Origin of the sequence: Ancylobacter oerskovii (genome assembly GCF_018390555.1) — a bacterium.
In the GTDB taxonomy this organism is placed as follows: domain Bacteria; phylum Pseudomonadota; class Alphaproteobacteria; order Rhizobiales; family Xanthobacteraceae; genus Ancylobacter; species Ancylobacter oerskovii.
Map to the genome: position 1 here is coordinate 226,259 of NZ_JAHBGB010000027.1, position 13,223 is coordinate 239,481.

General features: G+C 64.4%; 15 protein-coding genes. 7 read left to right on the forward strand and 8 right to left on the reverse strand.

The genetic code is table 11. The features are described 5' to 3' along the window. The first annotated feature begins 150 nt into the window (after positions 1-150). The 4 genes from KHC19_RS12900 (at position 151) to KHC19_RS12915 (ending at position 3,732) form a co-directional block, all read left to right on the forward strand. A complete protein-coding gene (locus KHC19_RS12900; protein ID WP_213352761.1) occupies positions 151-1,770 on the forward strand; it encodes an NAD-dependent malic enzyme in 1,620 nt (539 codons plus the stop codon). A gap of 335 nt (positions 1,771-2,105) precedes the next feature. Beyond that, a complete protein-coding gene (locus tag KHC19_RS12905) occupies positions 2,106-2,648 on the forward strand; it encodes a hypothetical protein (protein WP_213352762.1) in 543 nt (180 codons plus the stop codon). Next, the gene (locus KHC19_RS12910; RefSeq protein ID WP_213352763.1) at positions 2,645-3,193 is read left to right on the forward strand and encodes a hypothetical protein; all 549 of its coding nucleotides are present in this window, start codon (positions 2,645-2,647) and stop codon (positions 3,191-3,193) included. Before KHC19_RS12905 ends, KHC19_RS12910 begins: the two co-directional genes overlap by 4 nt. Continuing rightward, positions 3,190-3,732, forward strand: coding sequence for a hypothetical protein (locus tag KHC19_RS12915; RefSeq protein ID WP_213352764.1), 543 nt, complete (start codon positions 3,190-3,192; stop codon positions 3,730-3,732). Before KHC19_RS12910 ends, KHC19_RS12915 begins: the two co-directional genes overlap by 4 nt. A gap of 22 nt (positions 3,733-3,754) precedes the next feature. On the opposite strand, the gene KHC19_RS12920 is transcribed toward KHC19_RS12915, so the two are convergent. The 4 genes from KHC19_RS12920 to KHC19_RS12935 all read right to left on the reverse strand — a co-directional run bounded on the left by KHC19_RS12920 (position 3,755) and on the right by KHC19_RS12935 (position 8,036). After that, positions 3,755-5,053 carry a hypothetical protein gene (locus KHC19_RS12920; RefSeq protein WP_213352765.1) on the reverse strand — a complete coding sequence of 433 codons (1,299 nt, stop codon included), beginning with the start codon at positions 5,051-5,053 and terminating at the stop codon, positions 3,755-3,757. Positions 5,054-5,392: 339 nt separating this feature from the next. After that, positions 5,393-6,097 carry a L,D-transpeptidase gene (locus KHC19_RS12925; protein ID WP_213352766.1) on the reverse strand — a complete coding sequence of 235 codons (705 nt, stop codon included), beginning with the start codon at positions 6,095-6,097 and terminating at the stop codon, positions 5,393-5,395. 125 nt (positions 6,098-6,222) lie between these two features. Beyond that, positions 6,223-7,560, reverse strand: a complete 1,338-nt coding sequence (locus KHC19_RS12930) for a GAF domain-containing protein (protein WP_213352767.1) — start codon at positions 7,558-7,560, stop codon at positions 6,223-6,225. Continuing rightward, positions 7,557-8,036: a pyridoxamine 5'-phosphate oxidase family protein gene (locus KHC19_RS12935; protein ID WP_246548804.1), complete on the reverse strand. Its 480-nt coding sequence runs from the start codon at positions 8,034-8,036 to the stop codon at positions 7,557-7,559. The genes KHC19_RS12930 and KHC19_RS12935 overlap by 4 nt, the downstream gene beginning before the upstream one ends. A 261-nt stretch (positions 8,037-8,297) precedes the next feature. Here KHC19_RS12935 and KHC19_RS12940 point away from each other — a divergent pair, with 261 nt between their 5' ends. Beyond that, positions 8,298-9,143 (forward strand): arylamine N-acetyltransferase family protein, encoded by an 846-nt coding sequence (locus KHC19_RS12940; RefSeq protein WP_213352803.1) that lies wholly within the window; start codon positions 8,298-8,300, stop codon positions 9,141-9,143. 75 nt (positions 9,144-9,218) lie between these two features. On the opposite strand, the gene KHC19_RS12945 is transcribed toward KHC19_RS12940, so the two are convergent. From KHC19_RS12945 to KHC19_RS12960, 4 genes are all read right to left on the reverse strand, one after another. Beyond that, entirely contained in the window at positions 9,219-9,653 is a 435-nt protein-coding gene (locus KHC19_RS12945; RefSeq protein ID WP_378297103.1) for a DoxX family protein, read from the reverse strand. A 35-nt stretch (positions 9,654-9,688) separates the two neighbouring features. Next, positions 9,689-10,447, reverse strand: coding sequence for an HvfC/BufC N-terminal domain-containing protein (locus KHC19_RS12950; protein WP_213352769.1), 759 nt, complete (start codon positions 10,445-10,447; stop codon positions 9,689-9,691). Positions 10,448-10,450: 3 nt separating this feature from the next. Further along, on the reverse strand, positions 10,451-11,305 hold the full coding sequence (gene bufB, locus KHC19_RS12955) for an MNIO family bufferin maturase (RefSeq protein WP_213352770.1): 855 nt from the start codon (positions 11,303-11,305) through the stop codon (positions 10,451-10,453). Positions 11,306-11,370: 65 nt separating this feature from the next. Further along, positions 11,371-11,658: a BufA1 family periplasmic bufferin-type metallophore gene (locus KHC19_RS12960; RefSeq protein WP_213352771.1), complete on the reverse strand. Its 288-nt coding sequence runs from the start codon at positions 11,656-11,658 to the stop codon at positions 11,371-11,373. 195 nt (positions 11,659-11,853) lie between these two features. On the opposite strand from KHC19_RS12960, the gene KHC19_RS12965 reads away from it, so the two are divergent. Next, positions 11,854-12,402, forward strand: coding sequence for a sigma-70 family RNA polymerase sigma factor (locus KHC19_RS12965; RefSeq protein WP_213352772.1), 549 nt, complete (start codon positions 11,854-11,856; stop codon positions 12,400-12,402). A gap of 12 nt (positions 12,403-12,414) precedes the next feature. Then, entirely contained in the window at positions 12,415-13,050 is a 636-nt protein-coding gene (locus KHC19_RS12970; protein ID WP_213352773.1) for an NrsF family protein, read from the forward strand. Positions 13,051-13,223 lie beyond the last annotated feature (173 nt).

Here is a 13,223-nt window from a genome sequence, read left to right on the forward strand (position 1 = left end):
GCAGGCGTCTTGGCACGATAGCGGAGAATGCGCGCCCTGATCGCTTGCGACCTTCCATCCACGGAGAGAGCGACGGAACCGCGCCGGTTGCGGACGCCCCTTCATCCGCCCGCGGCCACGCGCTGACCGCGACATTTCCAGAGGATTGCCATGACTGCCACCGGCCCGACCCTGCTTCACGATCCGGTTCACAATCGCGGCAGCGCGTTCCCGCTGGAGGACAGGGCCCGGCTCGGCCTCGAAGGCCTGCTGCCACCCGGCGCCGACACGCTGGCCACCCAGATTGCCCGTGTCCACCTGCAACTGGGCGTACTGGAGGACGACCTGCAGAAATACCTGCTGCTGAGCGATCTGCAGGCGCGCAACGAGACACTTTACTACGCCACGCTGATGTCCGATCCGGCGACCTTCATGCCGTTGGTCTATACCCCAACGGTCGGCGAAGCCTGCCAGAAGTTCGACCATATCCTGCGGGCACCCCGCGGCCTCTACCTGCCGATCACGGCCAAGGGGCGGCTGAAGTCGCTCATCGCCAACTGGCCGGAAAAGGATGTGCGCTTCATCGTCGTGACCGATGGCGAACGCATCCTTGGCCTCGGCGATCTCGGGGTCAACGGCATGGGCATCCCGGTGGGCAAGCTGGCGCTCTACACGGTCTGCGCGGGCGTGCCGCCGGCGATGACGCTGCCCATCACCCTGGATGTCGGGACCAACAACCAGACCTATCTGGATGACCCGCTTTACCTCGGCCTGCGCCAGCCGCGCATGCGGGGAGAGGAATACGACGCCTTCATCGAGGAGTTCGTCACCGCCATCGGCGACTTGTTTCCCGCGTGCTGCATCCAGTGGGAGGACTTCGCCAACTTCCACGCGGTTCCGATCCTCGAACGCTACAAGGACCGCATCTGCACCTACAATGACGACATTCAGGGCACGGCGGCCGTGGCGCTGGCGGGTATCTACGGTGCCCTGCGCATTTCCAAGCAGAAGCTGACGGACCAGACCTTCCTGTTCCTCGGGGGCGGATCGGCGGCGACGGGCATCGCCGAGCTCATCAGCGAAGCCATGGTGCTGGAGGGGATCGGCATCGAGGAGGCCCGGGCGCGCAACTGGCTCTTCGACGTCAACGGCCTGATGGTGACCTCGCGAACCGATATCGCCGCTTTTCAGAAGCCGTTCGCCCATGACCATGCCGCGCTGGCCTCCTTTGTCGAGGCCATCGAGCAGATCAAGCCGACCGGCATCATCGGGGTGAGCACGGTACCGAAACTGTTCAATCAGGCGGTCATCGAGACCATGGCCCGCATCAACGACCGCCCGATCATCTTTCCCTATTCCAACCCGACCTCGCGCTCCGAATGCACCGCCGAGGAAGCCTATAAATGGTCCGAAGGCCGGGCGATCTTCGCCTCCGGCAGCCCCTTCCAGCCAGTCCGTCTCGGCGACAGGACGTTCATCCCCGGCCAGGGCAACAACGTCTATATTTTCCCGGCCATGGGCATGGCGGTACTGGCCACGCAGGCGTCGCGCGTTACCGAGGACATGTTCATCGTCGCGGCGCAGGCGGTAGCGGAACTGGTGACGCAGGATGAGCTCGACAGCGGTCTCATCTATCCGCCGCAGCACGACATCAGGAATGCTTCGCTGCATGTGGCGGCGCGGATTGCCGAGAGGATCTTCGACAAGGGCCTCGCCCGCGTCGAGCGCCCGGCCGACATCGCCGCCCGGATCGAGGCCATGGCCTATCAACCCATCTATCCAGAGGTCTGACAGGACACAGCTGGCCCCACCGGACGCCTCACTGTACCAACCATATTCCGCGCCGCCCGGGCAGATCGCCGCGCCCATCCGGGCGATCAACGCCGGCAGATGGCCCAAGCTTGCAGCAGCCGGCGGATGGCCAGCGCCGGACCTGAAAAGGTATCGCCTGACAGTTTCCTGTCTAGTGGCCCGCTCCTCCCGATTTCAGCTGCGGCAGCAGAGACACGGGGACGTCCATCTCCACGATTTGGCTGAAAACGGTTGAAGATGAGCCCCGCATCTGCTTCCGTATTTCGATGGTTCGACATTCGCTGAGATCGACAGCCCGTCAGATCTGGGTCCGCATGTTCACCGCGATAGGCATAGTAGCCGCCATCGTGGTTGCCTGGTGGATGAAGGTGGAAGACGCGCGCGTCCCGGATGCACCGTCGCGTATCGCCTTTGGCGAGCCCGTCAAAGTGGGGCGCGCGGTCTTCACGCCGCAGAAACTGGCCGTCGAGAACACCCCGCCCTCGGCAACGGCCATCTCCCGGAAGGGCCGGACCCTCGTCCTCACGGGCCAGCTTGAGAACATGTCCGGCACGAGCCAGGTGGCGATATTCGGATCACCGGAAAAGCCGCCCAAGCTCTCCTCGGGCGGCATCAGCTTCCCCGCGCCCCGCGTCTATCTCGTCCGGGACATGGAGCCCCTGAGACAGCTTGAGCCGCGCCTGCGCGAAGCCGTGTCGATCGTCTGGGACATTCCGCAGGGCTGGTCCGAACAGGATGTGACCATCGAATTCAGCGCCCAGCAATTCAAGCTCAAGGACAATCTGTACGCGAAGGCGAGCTGGTTGCTGTCCTATCCGACGGGCACCCTGAGCGCACGGCCGGAGCCAGCGACATGAACCATCTCGCCAGTCTCGTTGCTGTCGTGCTCGGCGGTGGAATGCTGGGAACGATGATGAATACGCTGCCGGGCTATGACCGCAGTTTCCAGCCCTTCAGCGTTCGCGCCGACGACAGCAATTTCGGGCAGGGTCGGCTGTTCACGGCCGAACTGGGCGGCCTCCGGTCGGCCGAGGCGATCTCCTATACGCAGTACGGCAAGGACGTCGTTCGCCGTACATCCGCGACCTTTCTGGTCGTCGAGCTCGCGATTTCCGCGCGAGAGGAGTCGCGGCAGATGGAGGCGATCTGGCTCGGTGCGACCGGTCGCCAGTACAGTCAATCCGCCCGCCTGGAAAACGCTCCGCGTACCCTCTCCTCGGTAGTGTTCCAGCCGGGCCTGACGGACAAGGCACTCGCCATGTTCGAACTGCCCGAGGACGAGATCGTGGGCGGCCGGCTGGTGCTGATGGCACGCGGCAACGCGGTCATGGACAGCGCCGTGTATTTCGTCCCACCGGCCACGGCACCGGAAAAGCAGGCTCTGCTGAGAGTCGAGCCATGAGACAGATATTCTGGCTCGGGACCACGCTTGTATTCTTCACCGCCACGCTCGGCCTGACGGCATGGCCCGACCTCAAGGACCTCGCCCATCAACGGGAATGGCGCGTCGCCCGGGTCAGCACGGCCGAAGGAGAGCTGGCGGGCATCCGCGTCGAGGTGCGGGACGCACGCGCTGCCGTCGTCGAAAGCAAGCCGGATCGTGCGCTGCTTCTCGTGCGTCTCGATCTTCAGGGCCCACCCGAAGCCGCGGCATCGTGGGTCGATTGCCGGATCAGCCTGCGAGGCGCGGATGGTGCCGTCTGGCTACCGCTCCATAGCCACTCGACCCGGGGCGCAGCCAAGATCCTGGCGCCGGATGGCAAGGACAACGGCACCTGCAACACAAGGAGCGTCTCTGGGGACGCCCCGGCAACGTTCGACCAGCTTTATCGCCTGCCGAGCTCCGCCCTCGATGATCTCACCTTGCACGTCTCGGGCTATGGCACACGCCCGTCCGCGCTCGCATTCGACATCAAGCCGACGGTGCGCACCTTCAAATAGGCGCGGGCACGGGAAGCGCCGATCAGCCTTGAGCGACGGATACGTTTGCGTGCTGCTGGGCACGTCCGGCCAGTTCCAGGCCGGCCGCAAGAATGCAGAACTGGACGACAACGACGAGGAGGCCGTCTTGCGGCTGGCCCGGAAAGCCGAACAGGATGCTCAGCGGTCGTTCCGCGAGCCGCCACACAAGGTGATCCTGCGGGCCGACAAGCTGCGCCGCGCCGATCCAGGCCCATCGGCCCAGCCAATCGGCAAGACGCCAGAGCACGATGACGGAGACCGTAAGCGCAACGCCGGCCGATGCCGCCAGCATCACTCCATTGACGACCGCGTGCCACCGCTTGACCGTTCCACCCCAGAAATAGCTGATGAAGTCGGTGACGGGCCTCGGCAGGCGGGTCCAGCGGCTCAACATGCGGCCCGTTACCCGCTCGGTCGTGCGCGTCATCATGTTCAGGTCGTGGCCATAGATGATGGCGCCGAGATTGAACCAGATCAGGGGCAAGGCGGAATACCAGAACAGCGACGTCAGCCATTGTAAGAGCTGAAACTCGGCCGGCCAGTCGACCGGTTGCACCGCCGGGCTCGTCACTTCGGCGTTGGCCGCCGGGACCAACCACCGCAAGAGCTCCCGTGGTGACGGCAATTGCGCGAGCCACTCCACGAGCTGGGCTTGCCAGCCGGCGATCAAATGGAGACCGAGCAGAGCCCATGTCGCCTCGCAGGCAACGATGAACAGCGGCCAAAGGCGATGGCCGGTTCGCTTGTGCAGTTCCTTCGCGCCCCGGCGCAGCACCCATATGACGAAGACCGCGACAACGACCCATAGCGAGCTCTCCATCTCCAGGGCGGAGGGACCGGAATTGGCCGGGTTCAGAAAATCGATCCGGCTCAGCTGGGTATCGAGGAACAGTCTCGAATAGTCGCGCAACGTGTTCGACAGGAAGCCCCAGCCCGCATAATAGCCGTAGAAGGGGATGAGGACGGCCAGCAGGGCCCCGGCGAAGAAACCGGTATCGCGGATGTCGGTCTCCGCGGTTTTCGCCTCGGCCGGCTGACGCCTTCTGCGCAGCAAGGGCAACCCGTCACGCAGGACAATGAACATCGCGGCGAAGACAAGAAGCTGCAGCAATATGATGGGCGCGAGCGCAATCAGGCCTGCAAAGCGGCTGAGGAGACCGATCTCGACGGCACCGCGCAGCAGCAGGATATTGAGGAAGTAGCTGCCCATCCAGATGGCGCTGAGAGGCGCGCCGAACCGCAGGACAAGGTTCGCGCTCAGCTTGATGTGAGCACCGGTGATATGCAGAACCTCAGGCATGCCTCCCCGCAGCTTGCTGGTAGCTTTATGGAGACTCCCCCTTCCAAAAACCGCTACATATTACCCATCTCCAACGCGGCAAGGAGTCCAATCTATTGGACGTGGCCGCAAATCTATTGTCAACGCCATCGATGCCGTGACGTCCTACCTTCTCTCAGAGAAGCAGGTTCATTGGTTCGCGGTCGGATGATTTGAAACTATTTTTTCTTTGCAAACGACGCATCATCCGACGGCCCCGATAAGGCCGCCGTTCGGCAAGATCATTCCATTTGAAGAAGGCGGCACGAATTCATCGTGCCCGCCGGTATCGGTCTGGTCTCACCTGGCGGCCCGCCGCCGCTATGCCGGCAGGACGACCACCTTGGTCTTGACCGGCGTGCGGTCGTAGAGGTCGATCATGTCCTGGCTGAGCAGACCGACACAGCCGCTGGTGATCCCCGAGCCGATCGTCTCGGGATCGCTCGTGGCGTAGATGGTGTAGAGCGTGTAGGCGCCGTTCTGGTAGAGATAAAGCGTGCGCGCACCAAGCGGGTTATCAAGCCCGCCCGGCATGCCCCGGGCGTATTTCGCCGCCTCGGGCTGGCGCTGGATCATCTCCTTGGGCGGGGTCCAGGTCGCCCATTCGCCTTTGCGCCCGACATAGGCGTCACCGTGCCACAGGAACCCCTCGCGGCCGACATTCGCGCCATAGCGGGTGGCGAAGCCATCCTCCTCGACACGGTATACATAGTAATTGCTGGGATCGACGATGATCGTACCAGGCGCTTCCTCGGTATCGTAGCGAATGGTCCGGCGAAAATACTTCCGGTCGACCTTGCTGACATCGACGGCGGGTATCGGGAACTTCTCCTCGGGCACCGGCCCGTAGACTTTGGCCGCCTCGGCGAGGCTCATGCCGTCGGGTGTCGCGCAACCGGTCAACCCGAACGCGCCGAGACCGACGGCCGAGCCGACCAGAAACGACCGGCGGCTGACAAGTACCGCCCGGCGCCGGAGCAAGGCGATCTCGTCGACCTTCCCGGCATTCCCACCACCCATATTCATGATTCTGGACTGCTCCTGTCCTGCTGTAGTTCAGCTGATACGCCAGCATACATCAATTCTGGGCCGGAAATTGTCGGTACCCGGTTCGACCTTCGCAACCTGCAGAGCGGAATCGACCCGCCCGGCTATTCTCGTGCCGCGTCGATCGTAAGCCGCCCTCCCGCCTGCAGGCGGACGCGGCCCCTCCCGATCCGAACGATCTGGATCGGGGCCTGCTTTTCTTCGAGCCGGCGGCGTAGCAGCAGTAAGCGGGTTTCGAGATTGTCCTTGATCTCAGGTGTTCGACCGCCCAGGGCCAACCGCATTTCTCGATTGGTGAACGCGTCGCGCCCATCCTTCAGGTGCCATTGCAGCATCAGGCAAAGCAGCGCGCCGGCGACGCCCTTTACGATATACGTGCCATCGACGAACACGCTGTCGTCGACGCGGTGATGTACGACGCGGATCTCCCGGCCGTCGGAAGCGGGCCGCAGAGCAGGTAAAACCTGCGCGGCCTGAGCCACCGCAGCCTGTTCGCCGACTCGCAAGGCGCTGGCGGCCTGTCCCGCCAGGATTTCGAGGGCCGCCTCGTCCTCCTCGCGGAAGGCCAACCGCTCCACGCTTTCAATGAAAAGGACGCCGGTCACCGCGCCGCGTGCCGCCATGGGAACGGCGATCTGGCTCATCGCCAAAGGCAGGCGTGGGAAGGCGACGACGCGCGTGGCATCCTCCGACATTTCCGCTTCGGTGCCGATCGCCTCCCCGAAGCGGCGCAGTCGGCTCATGTCGTTGACCTTGATCGTCTGCCGGCTCGCGGCTGCCGCGCCGATCAGCCCGTCGCCACTGGCGATCTCCGACCCCAACCCCGAATGCTCGTAGCCAATGCTGCCGGTCGTGACCCAGCATCCGCGATCGCCGTCGCGGATCAGCACGAGGGCATGGCGATATCCGAGCACATGCCGGACACCGCAAAGCAGGTTATCGATGATCTCGTCCGCCTCCACCTGCCCCTCGATCGCCCGTATCGCCTCGGCAAGCGCCGGCAGGCTGATGGGCTCGCGGCTGGGCGCCGGCGTGGTCGGTACCGGAGAGGGCACTTTCTCGATCCGGTGCACCCGGAAGATGTCGGCGCTTCTCAGCCGCATGACCTCCGACATACCGACCTGGGCGCTGCTGGCCTTGAGCTGAAGCGCGATCTTGTCGAATAGCGGGCCTATATCGACCGAGCGTACGAATTCGATGTCGAGCAGGAACTGGTCGCCGGTGAAGCCATCGACGAGAATCAGCGTGACCTGGGTATTGGCACGGATGTTCGCCGCCGTCTTGGCGAAGAACTGATTGGACAGCGCAACATGGTCGTCATCGACCCGCACCACATGCGAGAGATAGGAGATATTGGGCGTCCCATCAGCCGATGCGGTGGCGATGATGGAAGGAATGACGCCTTCGAAACAGGCGGAAAGGTCGAAAAGGCGAAGGCTCATTGCGATCTCGCGCCGGCCAGCATGCCGGCAAGCGGGCCGGGTGTCTGGACGTAGATCTCTCGGACGGCGATCCGGGCAACCCGCGCTTCACGGGCGGTCAGCCATGGCGCGATGATGCTTCGGGGCACGCCCAGGGAGGCCAGTTCTTCCGTCGCCGCCATGATGAAGCGCTCCGCATGATCAAGGTCACGCGCCGCCGTGTCCTGCAAGGTGGCGTTCCCCTTGAGCTGGAAGCTGACATAGTCCGAAGGGCTGACGAAAGTGGCGGCGATCCGCCCCGTCTGCCGGATGTCGGCTTCCAGCCGCGGCCATTGCCAGGCGGAGAAGACGACGTCGAGCGTCTCCTTGTCGTCCAGCACGTCGAAGCCGACGCCACGCCCCACGGATGGACGTCCGGCAGCACTGGCTGCGGCGATGATGCACATCAGCGGCCGCTTGAAGAATTCGAGAAGCTTGTCGTCGAGCCGCACCGCCATCCCCTTCGCCCGGCCCACACCTGCTTAGCAAAGTTTTAGGATATCTCGCACGCCTTGCACATTCATTTAGGAACGCCGGCATTCCGGGTGCGCTATAGAGGCGTCGCGCCGGCCGGGCGGCGTCACGAGCAAGTAACGCCAACTATTGGTGATGCCCCCGCTCCGACACGCTGGCGACTGCAAGGTCGCCGGAGCCGGCAGCAAGTCGCATTGAGACACAGCACCGAGAATTCAACAACGGTCCACGCAGGAGGCCGAATGATGACGCACGTCCCCCCGAACGACAAAGACATGGTCCTCACCGCCGAGCAGATCGAAGCCTATCTCGCAAGGATCGGCGAAGAGCGGCCGGGTTCCCTCGACATATGCAGCCTGTCGAAACTTCATCGCGCTCATCTCATGAATTTCACCTGGGAGGCGCTGGATGCCTTCATGGGATGGCCGTCCTCAATTGCGCCGGCATCCGCCTTCGCCAAGATGGTGGAGGGGCGCCGCGGCGGCTGGTGCTACGAGATGAACGGCCTGTTCGGCGCCGCGCTCGCAGCCCTCGGCTTCCGGGTGACACGTCTGTGCGGCGGGGTCGACCGGGAGAAGCTTGGCGATCTCGCCGTCGGCAACCACCTGACGCTGCGCGTCGATCTCGATCGTCCCTACCTTGCCGAGGTGGGCGTGGCGGATGCCATCATCGAGCCGGTGCCACTGGCCGTCGGATCGATCAGCCAACGCGGGTTCGATTTTTCGATCGTGCCGGTGGAAGGCGGATGGCTCCGCTTCAACAATCATCATCGCGGGATTGCGAAAAGCGTCGATTTTCGGCCGGACTACAGCGACGAGGCTGGCATGGCGGCCACGCAGGATTGGCTGATGCGGGATCCCGGCTCGCCATTCACCAATGCGCTCGCCGTCTTCCGGCATACCGCGGACGGCTATGTTGCCCTGCAGAACGATTGCCTGCGCCACGTGACGGCGAGCGGCGTCAGCGAGCAACGCATCACCAGCGCCGATCATCTCGCCGACACGTTCGAAACCGTTTTCAAGCTCGACATTCCCCGGCCTCGGCGGGTCTGGGAGAGAATTCGGGCCATCGGGTACGACGAGGCCGCCTGAACCGGGTTCGCGTCGCCGACGTGGTCGGCTTCATCGAAAGCCGACCATTCCACCGGAAAAATCGGCGCAGGATCGTCAGAATGGGAAGCGCCGGACGATGATCGCATCCAGCGAAAAGCTTCCCGGCCCGCGCAGGACAAGCAGCAGAAAGCACGTTGCCCAGACGCCATGCGTCGGCCAGGCGTCAGGATAGACGAAGATCTCGATCACCATCGTCATCCCGAGGAGGGCAAGGGCCGAGAACCGTGTGGCGAGCCCAATCACCAGCAGCGCCGGGAAGAAATGCTCCGCAAAAGCGGCAAGATGCGCGGCAAGCCACGGATCGATGAGCGGCAGCCGATACTCCTCCTGGAACAGCGCAATTGCGCTGTCGGTGACCTGCCAGCCTTCGACCTTGGTCTGGCCGGATTGCCAGAATACGGCGGCGGGAAAGATGCGCGCGCAAAACAGTACCAGCGAAATCGGGACCGCATCGAGACGATCCCGTAGATGCAATATTGGGGATGCCATGTTGCTCGACGTCCGTGCAGTGGTGTTGATCGCAGTCATGGCAGATCTCCATCGAAAACATGGATGCTGGTCGCCAGCCCACCGCCGATGAGAATGGCGAGCGCGGCCGAAAGATCGAAATCCGTTGCCCTCGACGCCGCCGTGCTCGCGGCACGGCCCAGCGGCTCGCCGGCGCCGAGCGCTTCAATGAACAGCGCGGTTCCCAGGGTGAGCGGACGTATCAGGGGATCGAGTTCGGGACGATCGATCAGCACGGCCTGCGGCTGCCAATCGTCGATGGCCGCGGCAGGCTGGCTGCCACTGGTCATGGCGAGGATCGTCCACACCGGATGAGGCGAATGGATCACCGCGACAGCCGGGTGTAGCCTGACCCGCAACGCCTCGATCCCCTGCGACATCAGTGCCGAGAATGCATCGGCACCGAGCCGGACCAGATCCGGCGCGTGATAGGCGCGGGTGCGCGCAATCTCGATCCTCGCAATATCGGTGAGATAAGGCCAATCCTCGGCCGGCGTGAAGCTGGCGAGAAAGTCCGGGAGCTCATCACCGAAACTCGTCAGCAAGAGCGAAGTCGGTGGATGGGCCAGCATGAATTCCCGCGCCATGGCGCGGAAGAACTCCTCGCCAACCAGCGAGATGAGCACCGGAAATCGCGTCTCCAACGCGCGGATCAGCGCAACCGCGACATTGTTGCGATAGACAGCGAAGCGGCGTTCGGCATGCCCGGCGAACTCTGGCGGCGGCCGCCGGTCCGGTGCCGTGAGCGCGCCGGCAAAGGAGGCGAGCGAAGTCATGGCTCAGGCTACCGCGCTGCTTGCATGGCGTGTCAGCACCGCACCGACCCGCGCCGCCTCGGCACGCAGCACCGGCCAGGCCGGCACGTCATTGTCCCACTCGATCAGGCTGGGCAGCGGACCGGTACGGGCGATCACCTCCGCGAACAGGGCCCAGACCGGATCGGCCACCGGGCTGCCATGGGCATCGATGAGCAACGGTGCCCCGCTGTCGTCCATGTCCTCGTCATGGCCGCCGAGGTGGATTTCGCCCACCGCCTCGAACGGAAAATCGGCGAGATAGGCCCGCGCATCGGTGCCGTGGTTCACGGCCGAGACGAACACATTGTTGATGTCGAGCAAGAGCCCGCAACCAGTGCGAGCGACCAGCGCACCGAGAAAATCCACCTCGCCAATGGTGCTCTCCTCAAAGCGTACATAGGTCGACGGGTTCTCCAGCAGCATGCGACAGCCGAGCGTGTCCTGAACCTCCGCGACGTGATCGCCGACGCGGCGTAGCGTCTCCGGCGTATAGGGCAGCGGCAGCAGGTCGCTGAAGAATGTCCCGCCATGGGAAGACCAGGCGAGATGTTCGGAAAAGCTCTCGGGCCGGTAGCGCTCGATCAGCGCTCTCAGCCGCGCGAGATGTGCCCTGTCGAGCGGCGCTTCGCCCCCGATGGAGAGGCCGACACCATGCAGCGAGAGGGCGAACCGCTCGCACAAGGCGGAGAGTTGGGCATGCGGCCTGCCGCCAGCACCCATATAGTTTTCGGCATGGACTTCGAGGAAGGCGATCGGCGCGGCGGGGTCGGCGAGGATGGCATCGAAATGCTCGGGCTTGAAACCGACGCCGGCGCCGGCGGGAAGACGCGTGGTCATGAGAACCTCCTGCCTGGGGATGCGGAGGGCGCCGGCAAGCGCCCTCCGGTTCGCAAGCTCCGACGTCACATCGCCTTCAGATGACCCATGCCCTTGGGGGTTTTGATGGTCTCGCAGGTACCCTTGGCGACGTATTTCCAGGCTTTGGCGTCATAGTTCACCTTGGAGGTGCCGGCGCAGGTGGTGCCGGCACCGGCGGCGCAATCGTTCTGTCCGGCGAGCGAGACGCCGTAGCACTTGTCCATGTTCGGCTGCGGCGCGGCCGGGGCGGCAGCGGCGCTGGCCACCATTCCGAGCGCGGCGGCGATCGACCCGGCAAGGGTGGCAGCGACGAAGGTGGTCTTGGCGGTCATGGGGATGTCCTCTGTGAGGTTGGCTTAAGCGCAGGGCATCCGTTCGCCCGGCGCTACCTCCTCTTTCGGCGGCCGGTGCCATTGCGTTACAGCGACGGGCGACGAAATATGCCGCGCGGAAAAATCCTCCGACCGTGCCGGACGGGATGTAATGATCGGCCGGTAGCCGACGAACTTACCTTCGGGAATGTATCGATGGACGATCGCGAACGGCGCTGGATGCAACTCATGCAGGCCGCGCTGGCCGGTGACCGGCCGTCTTATGAACGGCTGCTGCGCGAGATCGCCCCCGCGATCCGTTCCGTGGTGGAGCGGCGCCTCAGGCAGATGGGCGCGCCGACGGCCGAGAGCGAGGACGTGGTGCAGGAAACCTTGCTGGCGGTCCATCTGAAGCGGCATACATGGCGACCGAGCGACCCGCTCGGCCCCTGGCTGCGGACCATCGCGCGCAACAAGTTGATCGACCATCTGCGACGTCGCGGACGGAGGGTTGAAGTGCTGGTGGAGGATTTCGCGGAATTGCTGGCGGCGCCCGAGGAGCGCCCCAGCACCGAGGCGGACGACGTGGAACGGCATCTGGCGTTGTTGCCGGACAAGCAGCGCTCGGTGATACGTTCGATCGCGGTCGAGGGAGCCTCGGTCGGCGAGACGGCCGAACGCATGAACATGACCCCCGGCGCTGTCCGCGTGGCGCTGCACCGTGCCTTTGCCAGCCTCTCGGCTCGGCTGAAGGCGGATGAGTGAGGACGATGTGACGTGAAGACCGACGATCTCATACGTGGCCTCGCCGCCGATACGCGACCCCAGCGGAGCCTGGAGAGCGGGCTTGCCCTCGCGCTGGCCGTCGGGCTGGCTGGCGCGGTGGCCCTGTTCGCGATGATCCTGGCGCCTCGCTCGGGCATGCCCGGGCTGCTCATGGAGCCACGGGTGCTGATGAAATTCGTCGTGTCGCTTTCGCTCGCGGCCGTGTCGGTCTGGATGGCGCTGCGCCTCGTTCGTCCAGGCGCGAATGCGCGGTCCTTGGTCTGGACGCTGGCGGTGCCCGGTGGCGTGCTGGCGGTTGGGGTTGCGGCGGAATTGCTGGTGACGCCGGCGCAGGGCTGGATGCCCGGCCTTATCGGCCACAACGCGGTTTACTGCCTCTCTCTGGTGACGCTGATGGGCGCGCCGGTACTTGCAGCGGCGCTATTTGCCTTGAAGCGCGGGGCACCGGAACATCCCGCGTGGGCAGGTGCAGCCGGCGGCGCGCTCGCAGGAGGCCTCGGCGCGGCACTTTACGCGCTGCATTGCACCGACGATTCCCCGCTCTTCGTATTGACCTGGTACGGACTGGCCATCGGCTTCATGACCGTGGCCGGCGCGCTGATCGGCCGGCGCACGCTGTCGTGGTAGCACACGGCTGACGATGGCGAGGGAGAATGTCGCCTCCTGCCGCAGAGTAATCTGCACCAAAGCTCTCCCGATGGCTTATGCCGCACGGCAGCAAGTATCGGCAAACACAGCAACGCAGCATCACAGAAACGCGAAATCCGTGCCGGAGCCATGCACTCCGATTGGACGAGGAA

Excerpts from the sequence above, each read along its gene's own strand:
- KHC19_RS12930 (WP_213352767.1), bottom strand. The coding sequence starts at position 7,560 with ATGAGCCTTCGCCTTTTCGACCTTTCCGCCTGTTTCGAAGGCGTCATT.
- KHC19_RS12935 (WP_246548804.1), bottom strand. The coding sequence starts at position 8,036 with ATGGCGGTGCGGCTCGACGACAAGCTTCTCGAATTCTTCAAGCGGCCG.
- KHC19_RS12925 (WP_213352766.1), bottom strand. The coding sequence starts at position 6,097 with ATGAATATGGGTGGTGGGAATGCCGGGAAGGTCGACGAGATCGCCTTG.
- KHC19_RS12915 (WP_213352764.1), top strand. The coding sequence starts at position 3,190 with ATGAGACAGATATTCTGGCTCGGGACCACGCTTGTATTCTTCACCGCC.
- bufB (WP_213352770.1), bottom strand. The coding sequence starts at position 11,305 with ATGACCACGCGTCTTCCCGCCGGCGCCGGCGTCGGTTTCAAGCCCGAG.
- KHC19_RS12905 (WP_213352762.1), top strand. The coding sequence starts at position 2,106 with ATGTTCACCGCGATAGGCATAGTAGCCGCCATCGTGGTTGCCTGGTGG.
- KHC19_RS12945 (WP_378297103.1), bottom strand. The coding sequence starts at position 9,653 with ATGGCATCCCCAATATTGCATCTACGGGATCGTCTCGATGCGGTCCCG.
- KHC19_RS12960 (WP_213352771.1), bottom strand. The coding sequence starts at position 11,658 with ATGACCGCCAAGACCACCTTCGTCGCTGCCACCCTTGCCGGGTCGATC.
- KHC19_RS12920 (WP_213352765.1), bottom strand. The coding sequence starts at position 5,053 with ATGCCTGAGGTTCTGCATATCACCGGTGCTCACATCAAGCTGAGCGCG.
- KHC19_RS12900 (WP_213352761.1), top strand. The coding sequence starts at position 151 with ATGACTGCCACCGGCCCGACCCTGCTTCACGATCCGGTTCACAATCGC.
- KHC19_RS12950 (WP_213352769.1), bottom strand. The coding sequence starts at position 10,447 with ATGACTTCGCTCGCCTCCTTTGCCGGCGCGCTCACGGCACCGGACCGG.
- KHC19_RS12965 (WP_213352772.1), top strand. The coding sequence starts at position 11,854 with ATGGACGATCGCGAACGGCGCTGGATGCAACTCATGCAGGCCGCGCTG.
- KHC19_RS12910 (WP_213352763.1), top strand. The coding sequence starts at position 2,645 with ATGAACCATCTCGCCAGTCTCGTTGCTGTCGTGCTCGGCGGTGGAATG.
- KHC19_RS12940 (WP_213352803.1), top strand. The coding sequence starts at position 8,298 with ATGACGCACGTCCCCCCGAACGACAAAGACATGGTCCTCACCGCCGAG.